Origin of the sequence: Paraeggerthella sp. Marseille-Q4926, assembly GCF_916618935.1 — a bacterium.
Classification (GTDB): domain Bacteria; phylum Actinomycetota; class Coriobacteriia; order Coriobacteriales; family Eggerthellaceae; genus Paraeggerthella; species Paraeggerthella hominis.
The window spans coordinates 148,471-168,591 of record NZ_CAKAKF010000001.1 but is presented as its reverse complement, the minus strand read 5'-3'; the positions used below and the strand labels follow the sequence as shown (position 1 = coordinate 168,591).

Annotated in this window: 14 protein-coding genes; 4 read left to right on the top strand and 10 right to left on the bottom strand. The window is 63.2% G+C overall.

The genetic code is table 11. The features are described from left to right. Positions 1-52 precede the first annotated feature (52 nt). Complete coding sequence (locus LG373_RS00705; protein ID WP_225748708.1) at positions 53-919, top strand: C39 family peptidase; 867 nt, start codon at positions 53-55, stop codon at positions 917-919. A 53-nt stretch (positions 920-972) separates the two neighbouring features. On the opposite strand, the gene LG373_RS00700 is transcribed toward LG373_RS00705, so the two are convergent. The 7 genes from LG373_RS00700 to LG373_RS00670 all read right to left on the bottom strand — a co-directional run bounded on the left by LG373_RS00700 (position 973) and on the right by LG373_RS00670 (position 10,475). Continuing rightward, positions 973-1,824: a deoxyribonuclease IV gene (locus LG373_RS00700; protein ID WP_225748707.1), complete on the bottom strand. Its 852-nt coding sequence runs from the start codon at positions 1,822-1,824 to the stop codon at positions 973-975. 155 nt (positions 1,825-1,979) lie between these two features. After that, positions 1,980-2,753, bottom strand: coding sequence for an energy-coupling factor transporter transmembrane protein EcfT (locus LG373_RS00695; RefSeq protein ID WP_225748706.1), 774 nt, complete (start codon positions 2,751-2,753; stop codon positions 1,980-1,982). Next, positions 2,750-3,622: an energy-coupling factor ABC transporter ATP-binding protein gene (locus tag LG373_RS00690; protein WP_225748705.1), complete on the bottom strand. Its 873-nt coding sequence runs from the start codon at positions 3,620-3,622 to the stop codon at positions 2,750-2,752. The genes LG373_RS00695 and LG373_RS00690 overlap by 4 nt, the downstream gene beginning before the upstream one ends. Next, the gene (locus tag LG373_RS00685) at positions 3,619-4,500 is read right to left on the bottom strand and encodes an energy-coupling factor ABC transporter ATP-binding protein (protein WP_225748704.1); all 882 of its coding nucleotides are present in this window, start codon (positions 4,498-4,500) and stop codon (positions 3,619-3,621) included. Before LG373_RS00685 ends, LG373_RS00690 begins: the two co-directional genes overlap by 4 nt. Positions 4,501-4,537: 37 nt before the next feature. Next, positions 4,538-5,137: a hypothetical protein gene (locus LG373_RS00680; RefSeq protein WP_225748703.1), complete on the bottom strand. Its 600-nt coding sequence runs from the start codon at positions 5,135-5,137 to the stop codon at positions 4,538-4,540. A gap of 559 nt (positions 5,138-5,696) precedes the next feature. Next, entirely contained in the window at positions 5,697-9,725 is a 4,029-nt protein-coding gene (locus LG373_RS00675; protein ID WP_225748702.1) for a S8 family serine peptidase, read from the bottom strand. 117 nt (positions 9,726-9,842) lie between these two features. Continuing rightward, positions 9,843-10,475, bottom strand: coding sequence for a TetR family transcriptional regulator (locus LG373_RS00670; protein WP_225748701.1), 633 nt, complete (start codon positions 10,473-10,475; stop codon positions 9,843-9,845). 236 nt (positions 10,476-10,711) lie between these two features. Here LG373_RS00670 and LG373_RS00665 point away from each other — a divergent pair, with 236 nt between their 5' ends. Then, entirely contained in the window at positions 10,712-12,640 is a 1,929-nt protein-coding gene (locus LG373_RS00665) for an MDR family MFS transporter (RefSeq protein ID WP_225748700.1), read from the top strand. 243 nt (positions 12,641-12,883) lie between these two features. Beyond that, positions 12,884-14,527, top strand: coding sequence for a hypothetical protein (locus LG373_RS00660; protein ID WP_225748699.1), 1,644 nt, complete (start codon positions 12,884-12,886; stop codon positions 14,525-14,527). 29 nt (positions 14,528-14,556) lie between these two features. Here LG373_RS00660 and LG373_RS00655 read toward each other — a convergent pair whose 3' ends face one another. Next, a complete protein-coding gene (locus tag LG373_RS00655) occupies positions 14,557-15,555 on the bottom strand; it encodes a diguanylate cyclase (RefSeq protein ID WP_181792576.1) in 999 nt (332 codons plus the stop codon). 69 nt (positions 15,556-15,624) lie between these two features. Between LG373_RS00655 and LG373_RS00650 the strand changes: the two genes are divergently transcribed. Further along, a complete protein-coding gene (locus LG373_RS00650; RefSeq protein ID WP_181792577.1) occupies positions 15,625-16,056 on the top strand; it encodes a hypothetical protein in 432 nt (143 codons plus the stop codon). Between the two features lie 213 nt (positions 16,057-16,269). Here the strand turns inward: LG373_RS00650 and recN are convergent, their stop codons facing one another. Both recN and LG373_RS00640 read right to left on the bottom strand, forming a co-directional pair. Continuing rightward, positions 16,270-17,928 carry a DNA repair protein RecN gene (recN, locus tag LG373_RS00645; protein WP_225748698.1) on the bottom strand — a complete coding sequence of 553 codons (1,659 nt, stop codon included), beginning with the start codon at positions 17,926-17,928 and terminating at the stop codon, positions 16,270-16,272. 130 nt (positions 17,929-18,058) lie between these two features. Further along, positions 18,059-20,059, bottom strand: coding sequence for a leucine-rich repeat domain-containing protein (locus LG373_RS00640; RefSeq protein ID WP_225748697.1), 2,001 nt, complete (start codon positions 20,057-20,059; stop codon positions 18,059-18,061). Positions 20,060-20,121 lie beyond the last annotated feature (62 nt).

The following is a 20,121-nucleotide window of genomic DNA, read 5'->3' as shown; positions in this document are numbered from 1 at the left end:
TCAATATGGATCGATAAGCCAGCAGCTTGCCAACTCAAGAGAAAGGTGCCGCATGATCGCCGAACAGCCTCGCAAACGCGCATTGCGCGCCCGCCGCGCCGCATGCCGCCGTCGACCGCTCGTCCGGCAGGCCCTCCCTCGCGCACGGCGCGAACGCCCGATATTCAATCGGCAGCGCAGCCGCCGGACAGCCGCGCGCCTATGCGCTTTTGCGACGGCGCTGCTGATCGCGGGCGCGGTATCGTTCTCCCTGCTGACCTCTTCGCGCGCAGCCGCCAACGTCCACTCCGAAGAGCGAGCCGCGCAGGACGTGGCCGCCTTGCAAGCAGGCCCCTCCCCGATACCGAGGGCCGCATCGTTCGACGTGCCCGCGCTCCAGCAGAACCCCGAGCTTCCCACCGGCTGCGAGTCGGTTGCGCTGACGAACGCGCTGCTGTCGCTTGGGTTCGAACTCGACAAAACCGAGATCGCCGATGCATGGCTGCCCCGTAGCGACAGCGACTTCGTAACCGCGTTCATGGGCGATCCGCATGCAACCGACGGCCACAGCTGCATGGCCCCGGCCATCGTCCAGACCGCAAACGCTTACCTCTCCGCCCAGGGATCCCCTTTGGAGGCATTCGACCTTACCGGATCGACCATCGAAGGGGTGCTCGACGAAGTTGCCGCCGGAAATCCCGTCATCGTCTGGTGCACGATAGGGCTTGAAAGCCCGGGCGACGCCTATCGGGTCGAACAGGCGAACGGCCGCGTCTATCGGCTCTACCCGAACAGCCACTGCGTTGTAGTGAGCGGCTACGATCTGCATGAGGGCACGGCGCTGATCAGCGACTCGCTCGTCGGGAAAACGAAGTGCAGCTTGCAGCAGCTGACCGCACGCTACTACGAGCTAGGCGCCCAAGCTGTAGTCATCAAGTAGCAGAATCGCGCCGCCTTGCCCTCCCCTTCGCACGCCGCAAACGGCGTTCGGCGCTACAAGCGAGCCGCATCCTCCTTGCGCCCCGCGCGCAGCTTCGCGATCTCCTCCGCGTAGCCGGCAAGGTCGGGGTTGGGAGTTTCCAGGTAAAACGGCAGGTCGCGCAGCAGCGGATGGTTCGTGACAGCCGAAAGCGCCTCGAAGCCGATCCGTCCCTCGCCAATGCGCGCGTGACGGTCCTTGTGCGAACCGCACGGGTTCAAGCTGTCGTTCAGATGGATGGCGCGCAGGCGATCGAGCCCGACGAACCGATCGAACTCCTCCAGAACCCCGTCCAGGTTGTCGGCAATGTCGTACCCCGCATCCCACACGTGGCAGGTGTCCAGGCATACGCCCACATGGTCTTGCAGCTCGATCTGCGCGATAATGGCGGCCAGCTCCTCGAACGTACCGCCGACTTCGCTGCCCTTGCCCGCCATCGTTTCAAGCAGAAGCGTAGTGGTCTGGTGCGGCAGCAGTGACTGGTTGAGCGCGTCGGCTATCTTGTTGACAGCAACCTCTACGGGTTGGCCTACCGCACTGCCAGGGTGCATGTTGTACAGCTGACCGGGCGTTTCCTCCATGCGAGCCAGGTCCTCGGCCAATACCATACGCGCGAAGTCCTGCGTCTGCTGCTTGTCGGATGCCGGGTTCAAGGTGTAGGGAGCATGCGCCAGTATGCGCACGATACCATGTTCGCCCGCATAGGCGGCATAAGCCGCAACGTCCTTCGGATCGATGGCCTTCGCCTTACCGCCGCGCGGATTGCGCGTGAAGAACTGGAACGTGTTGGCATCGATGGACACGGCCGATTCGGCCATGTTGAGGTAACCCTTGGCGCTCGACAGATGACACCCGATGGTAAACATATATGATTCCTTCCAAGCAACAATTTCGAATGCCATGGTACCAGAAGCCGACGATCTTGCGGTACGCTCCGCAAGATCGCAACGAAACGGAAGCCTTGCCGAATACGGCGGCCTTGCCAAGCGCCGCGCTCTCGGATGCGCCGCGTGCGATCCGGCTACCAAACAATGCCCAGCGCCAAAGCGCTCGCCACCAAAGCCGCGCACACCGCCAGCGCGGCTGCATCCCCTCCCGCAAAGGGGTACTCCTTGTATCCGCTGGCCACCGTGCGCAGGTTGAAGCCGCGCACCTCGGCCGCAATGGCGGAGCTGTTCGTCTTGCGCACCGACGACACCAGCAAAGGCACGCACAGCGGAACCATAAGGCGCACTTTCTTGACGATGCCCCCGGCGTCGAACTCCACGCCGCGCGCCGTCTGCGCCTCCATGATGCCCTTCATGTCGTTCATGAACACCGGAATGAAATGAATGGTCGAGGTGAACGTGAACGCATAGCGATACGGAACGCGCAGGACCTTCACCACCGCATTCGACAGATCGGTGAGCTTCGTTACGTACAGGACCAGGAACAAGGGAACCGCTGCGGCGATAAGCCGCACGATGGTGGTCAGCGCCGCCATCAGCTCGTCGGTTCCAACGTAGCCCCACGGCAGCGGCAGCACGACCGCGCCCGTCGACGTGGTGAGCACCTGGATAACGGCCAGGATAAGCGAGAAGAAAAACACCGCCTTGGCCAAGCCGAGCGCCGGGCGAAGCATGCCGCACGAAGCGGCTAACACCAGGTCAAATACAAGAACTGCAACCAAGAACACCAGGTTCCCCGTGCAGAAGCACGCCACCGACACCAAAAGCGCGCATGCCAGCTTCGCCACGGGGTTCATACGATGCAGAAAGCTGTCCCCCGGCACGAACTCCAAAAAACCGCCCATCATCGGCTCCCTTCCGCCGTCGCAGCGCCGATCGCGAGGTTTCCGGCAGCGCCCGCCAGCGCCACCACCGCGGCCTCCATCTCATCCAACGTGTTGGCGCGCGCCACGGCAACGGCAGCCAAGTCCTTGCGACGATCCGCCAAGTCCAAGGACACCGCCGTCACCTGGGGCGGCACGAGCGACGCCCGCTCAAGCGTGGCCCGGTTGCGCAGCACGTCGAACGTGGGGCCGTCGTCGACCACGCGCCCATCGCTCATCACGATCACGCGCTCGGCGTAATCGGCCACCACCTCCATGTCGTGGCACACCATGATCACCGTAGCGCCGCGTTCGTGCAGGTCGCGCACGGCTTCCATCACCTTCACGCACTCGCGATAGTCCAAGCCCGTCGTGGGCTCGTCCAAAACCAGCACCCGCGGCTTGAGCACGATCACCGACGCGAGCGCCAGCAGCTGGCGAGCGCCGCGATTCAGCAAGAACGGATCGTCGTCGGCATGAAAGCCGAACGCGTCCATCGCCTCGTCGACGCGCTCTTGCGCGGCAGGGCCGTCCTCCCCCAGCGCCTTGAAGCCGAACAGCAGCTCGTCGCGCACCGTTCCCGAACATATCTGACGGTCGGGGTTCTGGAACAGGAAGCCCACGGTACGCGCAAGCTGGCTGGTCTTGAGGTCCGTCGTGGGCGCGCCGTCGATGAGCACTTCTCCTGCATCGGGCTTCAGCAGCCCGTTCATCAGGCGCATCGTGGTCGACTTGCCCGCGCCGTTCGTTCCGGCAAACGCCACGAACTCGCCTTCTCGGATAGAAAAACTCACGCCCTTGAGAATAGGCAGCGTCTCATCGTACGACGCATGCACATTGCGAAACTCGATCATGCCGTCGCCTCCTTTTCAGCAACCGGTTCCGAATCCGTCCTTGGCAGCAGCTCGGCTAGCGCTGCGGCCGCTTGCTCCACGTTGCGGCAGAGCGCCCCGTCGTACAGGCCGTCTTTGCGCAGCCGATTCATAAGCGAGGTCGAACGCGGGCAGTTCACGCCTATGGCCAGCAGCTCGTCGCTGTGCTCGAGCACGTCGGCAGGCGGCGCGGCGAACCGCACGGATCCTTCGTCCATGATGACCAGCAGGTCGGCGTATTCGGACAGAAGCGCGATCTTCTGCTCGACCACCACCACGGTGGTGCCGTGCTCGGACGCATAGCGCGCCAACAGGTCGAACACGGCAAGGGAGCTGGCCGGATCCAACTCGGCCGTCGGCTCGTCCAAAACCAGCACGCGCGGCCTGAGCGCCAGAATGGAAGCGATGGCCACCTTCTGCTTCTGCCCGCCGGAAAGCGTGGAGATCACGCGATCGCGCAGAGACGAGATGCCCATCGCCCCAAGCGCCTCGGTCATGCGAAGCTCGATCTGGTCGCGGGGAACGCCGAAATTCTCAAGCCCGTACAGCATTTCGTCTTCCACCACCGACGACACCATCTGACTGTCGATATCCTGGCACACGCTTCCCACCAGGCGCGATAGCTCGGTCAGGTCGGTGTCCACCGTATCCAGCCCGTCGATGAGCACTTCGCCGTAGAAGTCGCCGGGGTAGCAATGCGGAATGATGCCGTTCAGCGCGTACGTGAGCGTGGACTTGCCCGACCCCGCCGCGCCCGTAATGCCCACGAACGCACCGTCGGGGATGGTCAGGTTCACGTCGAGGACCGTGGGGGCGGTGCCCTCTCGATAGCGGAAACTGAAATCTCGTAGCTCTATCATGATGGGGATTCCTTTATCTTCTCAACCTGGATCCAGGCTATTTCTTCAGGACTTTTTGCAGGGGAAGGACCAGGATCTGCACGAGCACCGCGTTGAACGCCGCCGTACCGAACACCATGATCGCGTAGCTGGCCACGGCCACCACCAGATCGATGCCGTTCATGGCGGCCAGCAGCAGCACGAACGTGTAGCCCGACACCACCGTGGACACGAACGCCGCGACCGCGGTTCCCACGTTGAGGCGGCCCACCTTCATGGGAATGAGCACCAGCAACCCCATGGTCAGAGCGCCCAGCGCCTCGGAGGGGATGTTCAGCCAAGGCGTTGCGCTCAGCAGGGGAATCTGGCAGATAAGGCCCGCCAGCAACCCCACCACCAGCGCTTGCGAGGGCTTTGGCCGCGTAAGCGCGATGGCCAGGCAGTACATGGCAATGATGAAGTTGGGCTTCATGCCCGCGAACGTCAGCACGCTGCCCACCGTCAACTTCAGCACCGCGCCCGCCGCAAGCAGCACGGCGATCAGGATAAGATCCTGCGTCGTCAGGCCCGCCTTCTTCTTCGGAGCCGGCATTTCGCGCAACCGGCCCTTCGGCACCGCCGCTGCAACCGTTGCTCCCTGCTTCACATGCTGCTTCATCCCGCTTCCTTTCCTGATGCGCCGCGCACAAAAAAAAGACCTGTCCTTTACGAATAAAGGACAGGTCTTCAACCTGCGGTGCCACCTTTATTGACCTCGGTTTCGAGGCCCTCTCATGAACATGCCATCACATGCTCTGCCTTTAACGCAGGCTCACGGTCCGGATACTCGGTCGGCCGAGCCGTTTGCGGCAAGCCTTCCTTTCCCCTTTCCCTCGGCGATCCATTTACCATCCAGCTTACTGCGGGAATCTCAGCTGCGCCCGCTCTCTGTGAGTGCTCATGATGGCTTGATCTTCGCCTCATCGGTTTCAAGGTATTCAGTTGTGGCGCAAACTATAGCATAACGTTAGAGAAAGGTGTCAAGCGGTTTTCGAAATCAGGGACAAAACGGGATTGCGAACGTCGACATCGGCACGGCGAAACGGGACGCCACCGCACCGCTTCGTTTTCGCACGAGAAATTGTCACAGACCCCGATTTGCGCCCGATTTCCAAAAACCCGCTTCCGAACCCTGGCGCCGCACGTCGGCGAGCGCACCGCGCCAACCGCCTCTGCTTTTAGCGCCCGACGCGGCGCCGTCGCACGGCGAGCGTCAGAGCGCAAACTAACCCCGCTGCCGAAAGCGCCACGACCGCCTCCGCAGCAAACGCCCCATCGCCGGTTGACACGAGCGGCTTCGGGTCGGGCTGCGCCTGCGGCGTCGTCGGCAGCGTCGGCTCGGAGCCACCGCCCGGCGCAGGACCAGGGCCGGGGCCAGGGCCAGGCTCGACGGCGACGAACCGAGCGATCAGAGACACATCGGCCGTCACAGGCTGCCGATGAACGGCCTCTTCGTCAACGAGTGCGCCGTCTTGGCCGTACCATCCGGCAAACGCGTAGCCCTCGTCGGGCACGGCCGTCCAAGTGACGGCATCGCCTAGAGCAACGTGTTCCACGCGCGCGGATGCGGCGGATCCCGCAGCTCCGCCCGCCGTGCGCGCCGCGGGCGCGGCCAATGCATCGTACGATACCTTCACCTTGCCGCCTTCGGCAGCTTGAGCGCTGGCCACGTGATCGTTCGGCATCAACTCCACTTCATCGGGCAAGCGGTACAGCGACGTGGTCGGCCGGCCATCCGGGCCCTCGCTTGCAGCCAACACGTAGTACTCGCCCCGGTAGAAGCATGCCGTGGCAACCGCCGCCGATCCGTCGCCCGGAGCCTTCACGCCAAGCGAGCGCCACGCACCGGTAGCCGCATCGACCGCATAGGTATCGCCCAGGCCGTCGGCCGACGCCCCTGTGAACACGATCGAATCTCCCGTTGCAGCTGCAGCCTGTCGCGCGTACCCTTCCAGCGCATCGAGTTCGTCGGAACCGAACCTCGGCGCATCTGCGCCCGGCTCCACAATGCCGAACGTTTCACCGTCGAACGTTCCCAGGGCCATCGCGTAGCCGTCCCCCTCCGGAACGAAGCCGACGAAGCGCACCTGGTCCCCTATCGCAACAAGCGGCGCCGTGCGCCCGGACGCAAGCGAGCCGAACATCCCTGCAGGATTGGCCGCGGCGATGTCGACAACTCCCCCGTCGCCCGTTGCGGGGTCGTACTCTACGACATGTCGTTGCATCCGGGAATTAACGCTAACGTAGATGAGACCGTCGCACGAGGCCAAGCCAACCGGCGCAAAATGCCTGCCGGCGCCGCCGGGATCCGACGATAGGAAATCGACCACCTCGTCGCTCCAGGCGTCGGCTGCTATATCGTAGGAAACCATGCCCAAGAACAGCACATACGGCTTTTCGGGGTCGCCCGTTTCCCCATCGTGGAGCACCGTGAGGTACAGCTTTCCATCGGCGTAGGCGGCAGCGCCGTTTGCACGGAAGTACGACCCGTCAAACCCCGCTCCGCTCGGCGGCGCGCACGCCGTCCACCCGTCCGCGCTATCGGGATCGTACGAGTACAGGTAACGCCCCTTTGAGTCGAGGCAGAACAGCCGGTCGGACGCAGCAATCAACAAGCCCGAGTCGAACCCGGCCTCGCCGGGAATCCCCGGGTCGGGCAAGTCGGCCACTCGCTCGAAGGAAAGGCGCTGCTCGGCTTTCGGGAACGTATAGACGGCCTGATGCTTGGCCGCGCCATCCCCCACCACCACGCTGTGCCGGGCGCCGTCGAGCAGCGATGCGTCGCGAACGACCACGTGCGAGCCGTCGGCGGATGCCTCCCAACGGTCTCCATCCACGGCAACACCGTCGATGGCAAGCTGCGTGGCCCGGTCAAGGGCATACCCCTCTATCACCAGCGCTGGCGAACCTTGTGCGTCAACCCCCTCGCGGGCGTCCCACGTGTTCGGGTTCACGGCATCCCCGTTCGCCACCGACAGATCGAGCGTGCCGTTCGAAGCCGTCTGCTTGACCTGGTCGCTTGCTAGATTGCTCGCCTTCGTGCCGCCGACGATGCGACCACGCAGGTCGAGCGCCGAATCCTCAGGATGAAGCGACGCCAGCAAGCCGATGGCCCCCGCCACGAGCGGACACGCCATGGACGTGCCGGAGCGATAGTCGTATGCCTGATCGTCGACAACGAACCCCATGCCGAAATCGGTGACGGTAAGGGAAGTCGATCCTTCACCTGAAGTATCCGTGAGCAAGAGCAGGTCGACGCCCACGCGCACCGTGTCCTGATCCTTGATGCGGTTGAACGACTCTTCATCCGTGAAACGCGCGTACCCCAGGCTCTGATTGTCGAACGAGCCATAGGATGCCTCGCCACTGGTCAGGGCGTTGCCGCGTTCGTCGATCACGGAGGCCGCGGCGAAAACCATCGGCTCCCCGTCTCCACCCCCCGCAAAAGCCGAAAGCCCCGGCAGGGCGGACACGCGCACCTCCCGGGCCCTTTCCCAAGACATGTCGCGGAAGGGATTGGCAATGCGCCAGGTGACAGCGGCTCCCTCGTACTTGGTCATGCCGTCGACGGTGATTTTGAGCGCACGTCTTCCATCGAGGCCCGAGCCCGTCGACGCCGAAAGCCTGCTCTGATCAGCTGCGGGCATCCTGTCTTGGCCGTAAAGGACAAGGTGGGCGCCGCTATCAGCCTGCGCGAAGTCGGTCATGTTGTGGTAGTAAAGAGACCGCACGCCCGCAGCGCCGTCCGCCTTGTCCTGCAGCTTCGCCGCAGCAGGCAGGAACGATTGCGCGCCCCGAGCAACCGTTGAGAGGATGACCGAGCCAGGAGCCGCCACGTCCACGATGGATTTGTTGTAGTTGGTGTATGTCGCGTACTTCCCCTGCGGCAGCGTTGCCGCAACCGAAAGGATATACGGACTGCCAGACAAACCGTACGTTATGCGGTTGTTGTCCACCGACCCCGCATCGACGTCGTTGTTACCGGCAGCAAACACGGTAAGCACTCCCGCGCGACCGGCCTGGTTCATGGCGTACTCCGTCACCGGCGAGATAGCGCCACTCCATGAGTTGTTGGCAGCCACCACATTCTGGCCTGCCAGCTTCGCATGCAGCAGGTACTCGTACGCGGCCAGCACAGAGCTGTCGTAGGTGTTACCGCCAGTAGAAGCCCCGTTCGTCCTGAGCGCCATGATCTTCGTCTTCGGCGAGACGCCTGCAATCCCGGTCTCATTATCGCTGGTCGCCGCCACGATGCCAGCACAATGCGTGCCGTGGGACTCTTCGAAGCTGTTATTTTCCGGAAGCGGCTCGTCGTCGCCATCGATGAAGTCGAAGCCGTGCGTGCCCGCGCGGCCCGGTACACCGGGAATATCACCGGGGTTCTCCCACATCGCACCACGCAGGTCCTCGTTGCCGTAATCGACGCCGCTGTCGAGTACGGCAACGATGTTCTCCACCCCTTGCGTTGCCTGCGCGCACACCGAGGAAAACGATACGTCTGAATTTGCCGCGATCCCGGAATCGGAAACTATGTCGTTATCGAGCGCCCACTGCAAAGCGGACAGCGGATCGTTCGTCGTGCTCGCTTGCGTCCCCTCGTTCACCGAAAGCACCTCGGTACCTGCAAGGACCGGCTGCTCGGAAGCATGCGTTTCGCCAACCGGCGCAACCGGGGGAATGCTCGGCAAGCCCGCTTCGTATCCGTCGGGCTCCACGGCCCCGATGCTCTCGTGCACGTAGTTCGGCGCCGCCGCCAGCACGCCGTCCATCGCCCGCAGCTCTTCGAGCAACGCAGCCGTGGTTGCACCCGGCTTCGTCACGCGCGCCACCACGGCGGCATCGTCCTGGTCGGCGCCTTCTCCCGTGCTCTCGTCAAGCGAGAACGTGCTCACGGCCGCAGCCGCGCCGGCTCCGGAAAAATCCCACGACTCGGCAACCGAGAAGCCCGCAGAGGCAAGCGGGTCGGCCGCGTCGAGCGAGCGGGAGCGCGCAGGCCCCTCGTCGGCGCGGTACACCACAAGCGCCTCGCCTTCGCGGTACGCGCCGGCATTCAGCAGCTCCTCAACAGAAGCGGCGGCAGGTTCGCCCCTTTGCTCTTCGGCAGCAGCGGAAGCGGGCGCGAGGGGCACAAGCCCCAACACCAGCACCAGCGCGCACAATGCGGCGGCGAGTCGGTCGAACAGCGTGCGGGCGGAGCGAGCATGCATGAGGCGCCTCTTTTCGAAACGTGATCGATCGCGCGCGACAACACGTCGCGCATCGCATCGTTTCAGTATACCGAGCGAATGCGACAAGGAGCGTCAGGTTTCCGCTCAAGCGACGCCTCAAGACGATGCGGCGTCCCCTGCCAGCAGGTAGTTCGCAATCATACGGCGCGTGTCGACGGCGGAAGGCTCGTCGTCGCCGCGCACATGCAGGATCGCGCGCGTGCGCGCAAGACTGATCGCCGTCGACGAGGCGACCAGCGCCTCTTCCTCGATCGGGCGGCTTCCGAGCATGCGCCGTTCGGGATGTTCCACCAGCAAAAGGCGCAGCGCCTGCGCGATGGAGTGCTGAACAGCCAGGATGTCGCGCTGCCCCTGGAAGAACAGCTGGGGCATCAGGCACAATGCCTCTCGGCGCAGCTCCATGACCGATTCGTCCGCCCCCGACGACAGCCGCGCCCCCACCACGTCCACCAGCACGTCGAGGTAGCAGGTCTGCGCGTGCTCTTCAAGGATCTCCACGATTCGCGTTTCATCGGGAAACGCGTCCATCCACCCCATGACGGCGGAAGCTTTGGACGAAAAGTAGTTGAAGAACGTCTTTTTCGATATCTCGGCACGAGCGCAGATATCCTCCACGGTCACGCCGTCGAACCCATGCTCGATAACCAGCTCCAACGCCGCGCGCTCCACCGCGAGGCGCGCTTTGAGTTTCTTGCGGTACCGTAAACCTTCCGATGCTGCTCCATCCACGACGGACGCAACCTCCCATCACCAACGATGTGCCGTTTCCGTGCAGGGTACCACAACTTTGCCGCTAGGCACTTTTCATCTACCGAATGAATATTTATACTGAGTGTAAATCGGTTCCACGACGCGCAAAAGGCGTCTGCGAGGCCGGGTCGCGCACCCGTTTCGCAGGCGCCTTCGTGCGCGAAGCGGAGCGCATGCATCGTACGCAAGGGAAGCACATCGGAAGGAATCAGCTTATGGGTCTATCGCGCAAGCAAATCGCTATGCTGGCCGTATTGGTGTTCGGCACGTTCGTCACGGTTTTGAACCAGACGGTCGTAGCCCCGGCCCTACCATCGGTCATGGCGGAAATGAACGTGGGCGCGGCAACAGCGCAATGGCTTACTACCGGATTCACCCTGGTCAACGCCATTATGATTCCCATTACGGCGTTTCTGACCGACCGGTTCACCACCCGTCGCCTGTTCCTTGTGTCCATGGTCATCTTCGCCGCAGGCAGCGCGCTTGCAGGATGGGGACCCAACTTTCTGGTACTGCTGCTGGGCCGCTTAGTGCAAGCGGCGGGCGCAGGCATCCTCATGCCCCTGGTCATGACCGTGCTCATGTGGACGTTCCCCATCGAGAAGCGCGGAACGGCCATGGGCCTGTTCGGCATCGTGATCGCGTTCGGCCCGGCCATCGGCCCCACCGCTGCCGGCGTCATCATCGACCGCTACACCTGGCACGACATGTTCTACATCATCACCGCGCTTTCGGTTTTGGTGACTGCGATCGCCGCCTTCGTGCTGCAGAAGGGCGGGGACACGAACAAGAACGTGACCCTCGACGTCCCCTCCGTCATCCTGTCGAGCATCGGCTTCGGCGCCCTGCTTTACGGGCTGTCCGCCATCGGGTCGTACGGCGTGAGCGCAAGCGCGGTCATCGGCACTTTGGCAGGCGTTGCGGCGCTCGTGCTGTTCTTCCGCCGCCAGCTGAAGATGGAGCATCCCATGCTGCAGGTTCGCGTGCTGGCCAATCGCAAGTTCCTGGTGGCAACCGTCATCGGGATGCTGGTGCAGGGAGCGCTTCTGGCCGCTGGCATCCTGGTGCCCATCTACTTGCAATCGCTCATGGGCTACTCCGCCACGGTGTCCGGCCTGGTGCTGCTGCCCGGCGCCATCATCATGGGAGCCATGGGCCCTATTGCCGGGCGGCTTTTCGACAAGCACGGGCCGCGCGCGTTGAGCCTGGTGGGCATGGGCATGCTGACGGCTACCTCGTTCTGCTTCGTGTTCTTGGGCCCGGACATGGGCATCATCACGCTTACGCTTATATATACCGTGCGCATGTTCTCGCTGTCGCTGGTGAACATGCCCATCACCACATGGGGCATGAACGCGCTTGACAACGATCTGGTGAACCACGGCACCTCCGTGAACAACACGCTGCGCCAGGTGGCAGGGTCGCTTGGCACCGCCATCATCATTTCGACGTCTACCATAGCCACGAACATGAGCGCGCCCAACATGGGACAGCCCGCGGCCAGCTTCTTCGGCATTGACATGGCGTTCGCCGTAGCCAGCCTCATGTGCTTGGCAGGGTTTGTCATGGTAGTGTTCCTGGTAAAGAACAAGCCTGGAGAAACCGCAGCTCAGGACAAAGGAAACGTACGCCGGACGGTGCTTGAGTCCATCATGAAGCGCGAGGTGTACACACTGCCCGAAACCGCCACGGTAGCCGAGGCCATGCAGCTGCTTGTGGACAAGCACATCAGCGCCGTGCCCCTGGTGGACGAACGCGGGAAAGCGGTCGGGTTCATATCGGACGGCGACATCATGAGGTTCCTGTCGAAGCGCAGCGCCATGGTCATGGATCCCGTGGTCATGATCATCCAGACCATCCGCTCGGATTCGGACGACTTCAAGAAGAAACTCGACGACCTTATGTCGATGTCCGCTCGAAGCATCGGCGCGAAGGGCATCATCGGCGTGGACGCCCACGACAACTTGACCGAGGTTTGCCGCGTTCTAGGCGAGAACCACCTGAAGAAAGTGCCCGTGCTAGACGACGGGCATGTGGTCGGCGTCATCAACCGATCCGACATCACGCAGCACACCATGGGCATGTATTTGGCCGAACGCGGAGAAGAAGCCGCGAAACAAGAGCAAACTGACCGGATGATCTAGCTTTTGAGATAAGGAAGCGAAAGCCATTGTCGATCCAAAAACACGTTTTCTGGCGCTAAAACGTGTTTTTGGATCGACAATGGCCCCGCCGTTGCAATCGCAATCGCAACGGCATCGTTCGCTCTATGGCGTTTGCGCAAACGCCATAGAGCCCGCAAGATAACGCAAATACTTACAGTGCCATCATCGCTCCAACCCCTTCGTGCTACCATGAAACGATCAGCGCATCCGAAAGGGGTTCTTATGGGAAAACGCCTGCTCGCTATGGTCACAGCACTGGTTCTGGCCTGCTCGCTCGTTCCGAGCGTCGCATTTGCTGACGAAGGGGGCGGAACGCCCATTCCCGTCACGATCCAGATCGGCGAGAACGGTGCGCCAGTGGACACATCGGGCACCGGATGGACATACGAGAGCAACAAGCTCATCCTCCAAGCGGGATACGCGTTCACGCTCACGGGCCGCGCGTTCGACGCTTCCGGCGAAAACCGCGTCCGGAACAGCGGCGTCATCGTGGACGGTATCTTCGCCAACGGATCGAAGGGAAGCGGCTTCGCCGTGCGCAACGAAACGGGCGGCGTCATCCAGGGCGGCACGTTCAACGCGCGCGTCGGCAACGCCGGTACCATCCAAGGCGGCACGTTCGGCAGCAATCCGAACGACCCCAACGGCCCCTACGTGAGCACCTCCGGCGGCACCATCACGGGCGGAGAGTTCAACTGCCTGGTGATGGGATTCCGCAGCGGTTCTATCGAGGGAGGCACGTTCGAGGAAAGAGTCGACAATCACGGAACCATCGCAGGAGGCGCGTTCGCCGACATCACCAGGACAAAACCGTTTTGCTATACCGTGAATAACTACGGGTCCATCAAGAGTGGTGCGTTTTCGGTGGACGTCAACAACGACGAAGGCGGATCAATCTCCGGCGGCACGTTCGATGCGGATGCGTCGGAGCACGGCTATAGCAACAGCGTGACCAACTCCGGAACGATCGGCGGCGGCATGTTCAACGTCGACGTCAACAATAGCGGCGCCATTGAAGGCGCAGGCACGTTCAACGCCTACGTGCAGAACGGCAACGCGCGATTCGACGCTGACAGGAATAAATCCTGCATTATCTCAGGAGGCACGTTCAACTCGGAGGAGATGGACAACTTCGGAACCATCGAGGGAGGAACGTTCAGCGGCGTGCTCTCCAACAATGGAACCATTTCCGGAGGCGCGTTCCGGGGGCAGGTGGAGAACGACGAAGGCATCATCAAAAACGGCCTTGATGCTGCGGGCGATCCCGTCATCCCCTGCTTCAGCAACCCGGTAACCAACGGAACGGGTGGATCGATCGAGGGCGGCCTCTTCGAACAGGGCATCAACGTTCAAGGCGGAACGACCACCTCGTGCACCTTCCCCGTAAGAGCGAGCCTGACCGGGCTTTCCCTTGCGGAAACCGGCGCCGAGCAGCTGGTCGCAACGTATCAAAAGGATAGCCAGGAGAGCAACCACTTCACGCTCGCAGCCGACACCGGCTACACGCTGCCCACCTCGGTGAGCGTGCGCCTGGGAAGCGCCGATGGGCAAGAGCTGGTCGCGGGCGCGGACTACACCTACGATGCAGCCACCGGCGTCGTAGCCATCAAGAAGAGCGCCGTCACCGGCCCGCTCCACCTTGCGGCAAGCGGCGTTCCCGTAGCCACGCCCCCGACGCCCGCGCCAACGAATCCCGAGAACCCGGCAACCCCCGCCCCGCTGCCCGAACCGCCGTCGAACGCGAAGGCGCTGGCATCAACCGACGATAGCCTGCTTCCGTCCATCGTGCTGAGCGTCGTCCTTATCGCGGGAACAACGACGGCATGCGCAGCGGTTCGCCGCAGGAAGCGCTCACACCAGCGCTAACGCTTCAAGGCAAGGGGACGGAGCCCGGCTCATTTCGTCCCCTTGCCTTGCTCCACGGGCATGGGCGGATACTCCATACCGTCCTCGTAACGAGCCACGCAGTTTTTCCCATGCGCCTTTGCCCAGTACAGCGCGATATCGGCACGGCGATACACCTCTTCGAAAGAGGGAACGTCGAACGCAACAACCTCCCCCACGCTCAAACCGACTTCCGGCGGAGCACCGCATGCACAGGTAAGATCGCCGAAATACTCGATAAGCGCGGCTGATTTCTCGCTCACGATAGCGGGATCGTACACATCGGCCATGAACACCATGAACTCATCGCCGCCCAATCGGGCAACAACGTCGGATTCGCGAAAAAGCAGCTTCGCAATGCCAACGAGCCCCACCAGCACATCGTCGCCGATCAAATGGCCCAAATTGTCGTTAACGGCCTTGAAGCAGTCGACGTCAACCAAAAGGAAGGCGAAAGCGACGTCGGGCTGCTTCGCTCGGGTCAAATCGGCAAGCCGCGACAGCAGGTACGTCCTATTGCATGCTCCGGTCAACGCGTCGGTCTGAAGCTGCTGCACCAGTTTGACCTCTTCGGTTACGTCCATGATCTTCCCGACGTGCTTGACAGGACGACCGTCCGACCCCAAAAAGCGTCGACCGACCACGCGCCGATGCGCATACGAATCAGCCTCGACGAAAGACCCGTCACCACCGCAGGGACGCAGTCGGTATTCAAGCGAGTAAGGCCGCTCCTCCCATCCGGGAGCGCCGCCGGGCAGCTCCAGCATGCTGCGATCAGAACGATATCGTCCCAGATCATCAGGATGCACGAACTCTTCTTCGCGAACGGAACCACCGTACTGCTCAATAACAAGACGATCGCGCACCATGCCCCGGTCCCGGTCGAAGCAAGCGCTCGCCAAGGTGAGCCTGTCCTCAAGAACGTCGTATTCGAACACGACGTCATCGGTCAGCTCAGCCACAATCTTGTATCGATCGCGCTCAAGGCTCTCGCGCCGCACTTGTTCCATCGATTGCGCCGACGTTCGATGCAGCCCGATCACCGGCCCCTGAAGTCCGTCGCAAACGGAAATATGCACATGCTCGATAAGCCAGGAATTTTCGACCAAAGCGAATGCAATCGTAAGCTGGTGCTCTCGCTCGAGAAAAAAGCCGTCCGAATACGCACGATTCCGGACATTCAAGCGAATACGCGACACCGCAAGAGCATGGTCGCAAGACGCATGTGCCATACGGCACTCGCAAAAGACCAGCCGGGCATCGGCGGCGCGAACCAGGCCGCACACCTCTTCGAGCGCACGATGCGCACGCAATTCGCCCGAAGCGGCCGACGTTTCAAAACCGCACATCGAAAAGGAATCCGTCACATAGGCGTTCGCAGCAGCCTCATCGCACCGCCCAAAGCAGGCATCGATGAAGCTCCTTGCCTTCGTAAGCAAATCAAACGCCTGGTCAGCCATCGCCCCAACCTTCAAATCACCAGACCGCAAAGCGCGAACGCGTACGTGTAGCTGGTCTCTCCCCTTGAAATCATAAAGGGTTTCGCGACGAACGGCGAAAGAACCCGAGGCAATCCTAGCACAGGGCAAAGAAGGAAATACCCCCCCCCCCCCGAAAATTTCCACGAGCAATGCAAAGTTTTAGGAGAGAGGCGAATCCAACAAAAGCGCGCGCAACCTTCGCGGGGGCTTGCGCGCACTTTTCGCTAACACGTCTTTCGAGGGCTACCCCTGAACGGCATCGATCATTTCGCGCGCATGGGCAAGCGAGGCGTCCGTAGCATCGCCCGATAGCATGCGAGCGATCTCAGCCGGCCGATCCTCTGCGGAAAGGCGGCGCAGCTCGGTCTCGGGCATGCCGGATGCGCCGTCGACCTTCCGAACCACGTAATGAGCATGGCCGCGCACGGCCACCTGGGCAAGATGCGTCACCACGAGCACCTGATGCGTGCGGGCAAGATCGGCCAGCACATCGGCCAGGGCAACCGCCGTCGACCCGCCCACGCCGGCATCCACCTCGTCGAACACGAGCGTATCAACGTCGTCGGACTCGCCTAGGACCACCTTGATCGCCAACATCACGCGGCTGACCTCGCCGCCAGACGCGATGCGCGCCAGCGGTCGAGCCTGCATGCCGGAACCGGGACGGAACAAAAACTCGACGCTCGACGGCCCCGCTTTCGTCCAAGCGCTTCGATCGAGCGCCTGAATCGAGCAGACCAGCTGCGCTCCACCCATTTTCAAACGTCCCATGTGCTGCGTCACGGCAGCCGCGAAGCGAGGGGCGGCGTCGGCGCGAGCGGCATCCAGAGCAGACGCCGCATCGGCAAGCGCCTGCTCGGCGCGATCGACGGCCTGCTGGGCCGCGCGCTCCCGCTCGGCGGCGTCGTCTACTAAAGATACCAGGTCAGCGGCTTCTTCACGACATGCCAGCACGTCTTCCATACGCGGGCCGTGCGCGCGCAGCAAGCCTTGAAGCGCAGCCATGCGCTCCTGCTGCTGGGAAAGAACCTCGGGGTCGAACTCCACGCTGTCACGATAATCGCGCGTTTCACGGGCGATGTCCTCCAGAACGTATCCCGCCTCCCGCAGGGCGTCGGCGTACTCGCCCAGCTTGCCGTCATGACGGGCAGCGGCATCCAGAGCGCTTACGGCAACGCCGAGCGCGTCGACGGCCCCGCCTTCGCTCGCCAATGCTCCGTGGGCCGCATTTGCCGCCATTGCCAATGCCTCGGCATGCTCCACTCTTGCCAAATCGGCCGCCAGCTCTTCATACTCCCCCTCGCGCGGCGACACCGCGTCGATGCGCTGGAGCACGAACCGCGCTTCATCGAGCTTCGCGGATGTCGAAGCCCCCGCCTCGCGAACGCGAGCAAGCTCAGCCGCCGCGGCGTCAGCCTGGGAAAACGCAGCTTCGTACGCGGCAAGCGCGTCCGCCACGGCTTCGCCCGCCCACGCATCGAGCATGCGAACATGGCTGACGGGGCGCATGAGCCGTTGATGCTCGTGCTGTCCGCACAGGTCTATCGTGGGCGCAACCACGCGCGCAAGCTCCCCGACGCTGGCCATGCGCCCGTCGATGCTCACGCGCGACCGACCGTCCGACGTAACCCGGCGCGAAACCACCAGATCATCGGCAACCGCATCATCTTGGCCATCGCCCAGAGCCGCAATCCCGAAGAACCGACCCGATACAGCCAGCGCGTCCTCGCCGTCGCGCACGGAATCTTTATCGGCGCGCGCGCCCATGAGCAGCTTCAACGCCGAAAGCAGCGCCGTCTTGCCCGCGCCCGTCTCGCCCGTGAGCACGGTCAACCCGCGCGCGGGCTCAAGCGCGGCTTCGCGTATCAGCGCAAGGTTCTCAACCTGTATCTCATCGATCATCGCGCACCTCTTGCAGCGTTGGTTCCATTCGGGCTCCCAGTATACCAGCCCTCGTCGCGTCGAAGCCGGATCGCCCGGCAGGGACAGAACCGGCAAGACAGGGAAGCGAGGTCCCCCTTCGCGCGCTTCCTTACAGCGCGAACCGATCGCGCAACGAAGAGGGCGCGCTCGCCTCCGAGGCGCGCTGCTCGCGACGCCATTCCATCAGGTACGCCACGCAATCGGTGCGGTTGCACGAGCGCAAAAGCTCGATCTGACGGTCGAACGAGGCCTCGTCGATGAACCCGGCTTCCACCAACGCCTCAACCATGTCGCGATCGCCCTCGCGCGCGACGCGCTCCCACGCCTCCTTCCCGCATCCCCGCAGATGGGAGACGAGAACGGCGCGCACGCTGTCAGACAGTCGGTAGGGCGACGCAAGCCGATGCAGAAGCGCGCCCAAACGATCCGGCAAGTTCTTCCCCGATCGCAACAGCTCGTCGTAGCGCGCGAAGTCGAACGGAACGCCGTCGGGAGCGTCCACCAGAAAACAGCTGAGCAGCTGGTCGGCGGAAACATGCACGATAGTTCCCGTATGCAACAGCCGGCACACCGAATACTCGAAGCTGCCCTCGCCCACCGAGCGGCAACTTGCCGGAATGGGAACGGGGCCTTCCAGTTTGCGCGACCAGAAGCAATGCGCGCCGATGGAGCGCAAACCTTCGGGCAAGACCAGGCGCTTCGTTCCGCGGCACGCGTTGTCGCGCTCGATGACGCGCACCGTGTCGGGAACCACCACCGAGGCCGGGGCGAACGGCAGAGCCCTCACGCCGATGCGCACCAGCGGACGCCCTTCGACCTGTCGCGGAAGCGCAAGGATGTCGCTCGCGCTGGCCGACACGTAGTCCACCGTCGAACCGGCCTCGCCCGACGCCGCGAACTCCGTAGCCGCTTCGGCCGCTGCCGCAGACGGCGAAAGCTCGCGCGCGGCAGCGGCGGCAGCCTCGTCCGCGCCGCGCACAGCTACGGCGCGCACGGCAGCCTGCTCAGCGAAACGACGCGACACCGAAACGGGCTTCGGCGGACCCGCCACCAGCACGGCGCCCTCGTCACCGAAATCGTACCAGCATCCGTCAAGCTCCACGGCAAAAGGCCCGGCCAAACGCACGCCGCGCTTGCGCAGGGCGCGGTACGCAGGAGCTTCGGCCGGACACTTCCAAACCGCATCGTCCCAACCGCGCGCATCCACGCGCGCGAGCGCGGCCGAGCAGTCCACCACCGCAGGCGGCTCGCATCCGTCCGCAAACGCCGCAGCGGCCACGCGCTCCACGCCCTGCGGCAAGCTCACGCGCTCGCCGTAGGGCGAAGCCAGAAACACCAGCTCTTTGCCATTGTCGGAAAACAGGCTTCCCTCGCGCGCGCAATAGCGCGCATTGGCCGCATCGACCGAATACTCCCGCCGCGCCAAGCGCGGGGAAACGCCTGCAAGGTCGCAACGCTGCTCGCCCAGCTGGCTTACGCCGCGCCCAAGGTGAATCCGCTGTGCAGACATCGCCGCGAACGCGTTCGCCGCAACGTGCTCCACCGTATCGGGCACCACCAGCAGCCGCACGCCCACGCCCTGCACGAACCGCCGGGCAAACGCCTCGACCGCCACGCGCACCACGGCGACGCCGTCCACGAACGCAGGAAGCGCAACCACTAGATCCTCGCTGCGCCCGACCGCGGCAGCAAAACGATGCAAGTCGAAAGCCGTTAGAGCATAGCCGCCCGGAACCTGCCGCACGCTTATCGCACCGCGCAGGCCTTCCTCCATGCGAGCCCGCATCGGCGAAGGCTCGACGGAATCGCCGGCATCCTGCTCGGCCGCTTGGGCCAGCAGCTCATCGAACTCCCCCATCCACAGCGCGCCGGCCGAGAACAAATCCCCCTCGCGGCCCTCGCCCGAAGCAGCATCGTCGGCGCCGTCGTTCGCCACCCATGCGCGGTACGCCGGAAGCTGGGGGGACCACACCTCGCCTTCCACCGCCCGAGCAGCTTCCACCACGTCTACGTCGCGCGCGTCAAGACGGGGTGGATTTTTGATCACTTGATCAATAAGATCATCGATGGGCGCCTGCGCACCATGATAGACCAGCGTGTTTTCCATCATAGTATTGTGCTACCTCCCAAAAACCTCTTGGTAACAGGTTTGTTTACCCTTGGCCTGCCCCA

Coding starts and splice junctions, on each gene's coding strand:
- LG373_RS00675 (WP_225748702.1), bottom strand. CDS start 9,725: ATGCATGCTCGCTCCGCCCGCACGCTGTTCGACCGACTCGCCGCCGCA.
- LG373_RS00680 (WP_225748703.1), bottom strand. CDS start 5,137: ATGAAGCAGCATGTGAAGCAGGGAGCAACGGTTGCAGCGGCGGTGCCG.
- recN (WP_225748698.1), bottom strand. CDS start 17,928: ATGATCGATGAGATACAGGTTGAGAACCTTGCGCTGATACGCGAAGCC.
- LG373_RS00655 (WP_181792576.1), bottom strand. CDS start 15,555: ATGGAACAAGTGCGGCGCGAGAGCCTTGAGCGCGATCGATACAAGATT.
- LG373_RS00705 (WP_225748708.1), top strand. CDS start 53: ATGATCGCCGAACAGCCTCGCAAACGCGCATTGCGCGCCCGCCGCGCC.
- LG373_RS00660 (WP_225748699.1), top strand. CDS start 12,884: ATGGGAAAACGCCTGCTCGCTATGGTCACAGCACTGGTTCTGGCCTGC.
- LG373_RS00640 (WP_225748697.1), bottom strand. CDS start 20,059: ATGATGGAAAACACGCTGGTCTATCATGGTGCGCAGGCGCCCATCGAT.
- LG373_RS00650 (WP_181792577.1), top strand. CDS start 15,625: ATGCTCGATAAGCCAGGAATTTTCGACCAAAGCGAATGCAATCGTAAG.
- LG373_RS00700 (WP_225748707.1), bottom strand. CDS start 1,824: ATGTTTACCATCGGGTGTCATCTGTCGAGCGCCAAGGGTTACCTCAAC.
- LG373_RS00695 (WP_225748706.1), bottom strand. CDS start 2,753: ATGATGGGCGGTTTTTTGGAGTTCGTGCCGGGGGACAGCTTTCTGCAT.
- LG373_RS00685 (WP_225748704.1), bottom strand. CDS start 4,500: ATGATAGAGCTACGAGATTTCAGTTTCCGCTATCGAGAGGGCACCGCC.
- LG373_RS00665 (WP_225748700.1), top strand. CDS start 10,712: ATGGGTCTATCGCGCAAGCAAATCGCTATGCTGGCCGTATTGGTGTTC.
- LG373_RS00690 (WP_225748705.1), bottom strand. CDS start 3,622: ATGATCGAGTTTCGCAATGTGCATGCGTCGTACGATGAGACGCTGCCT.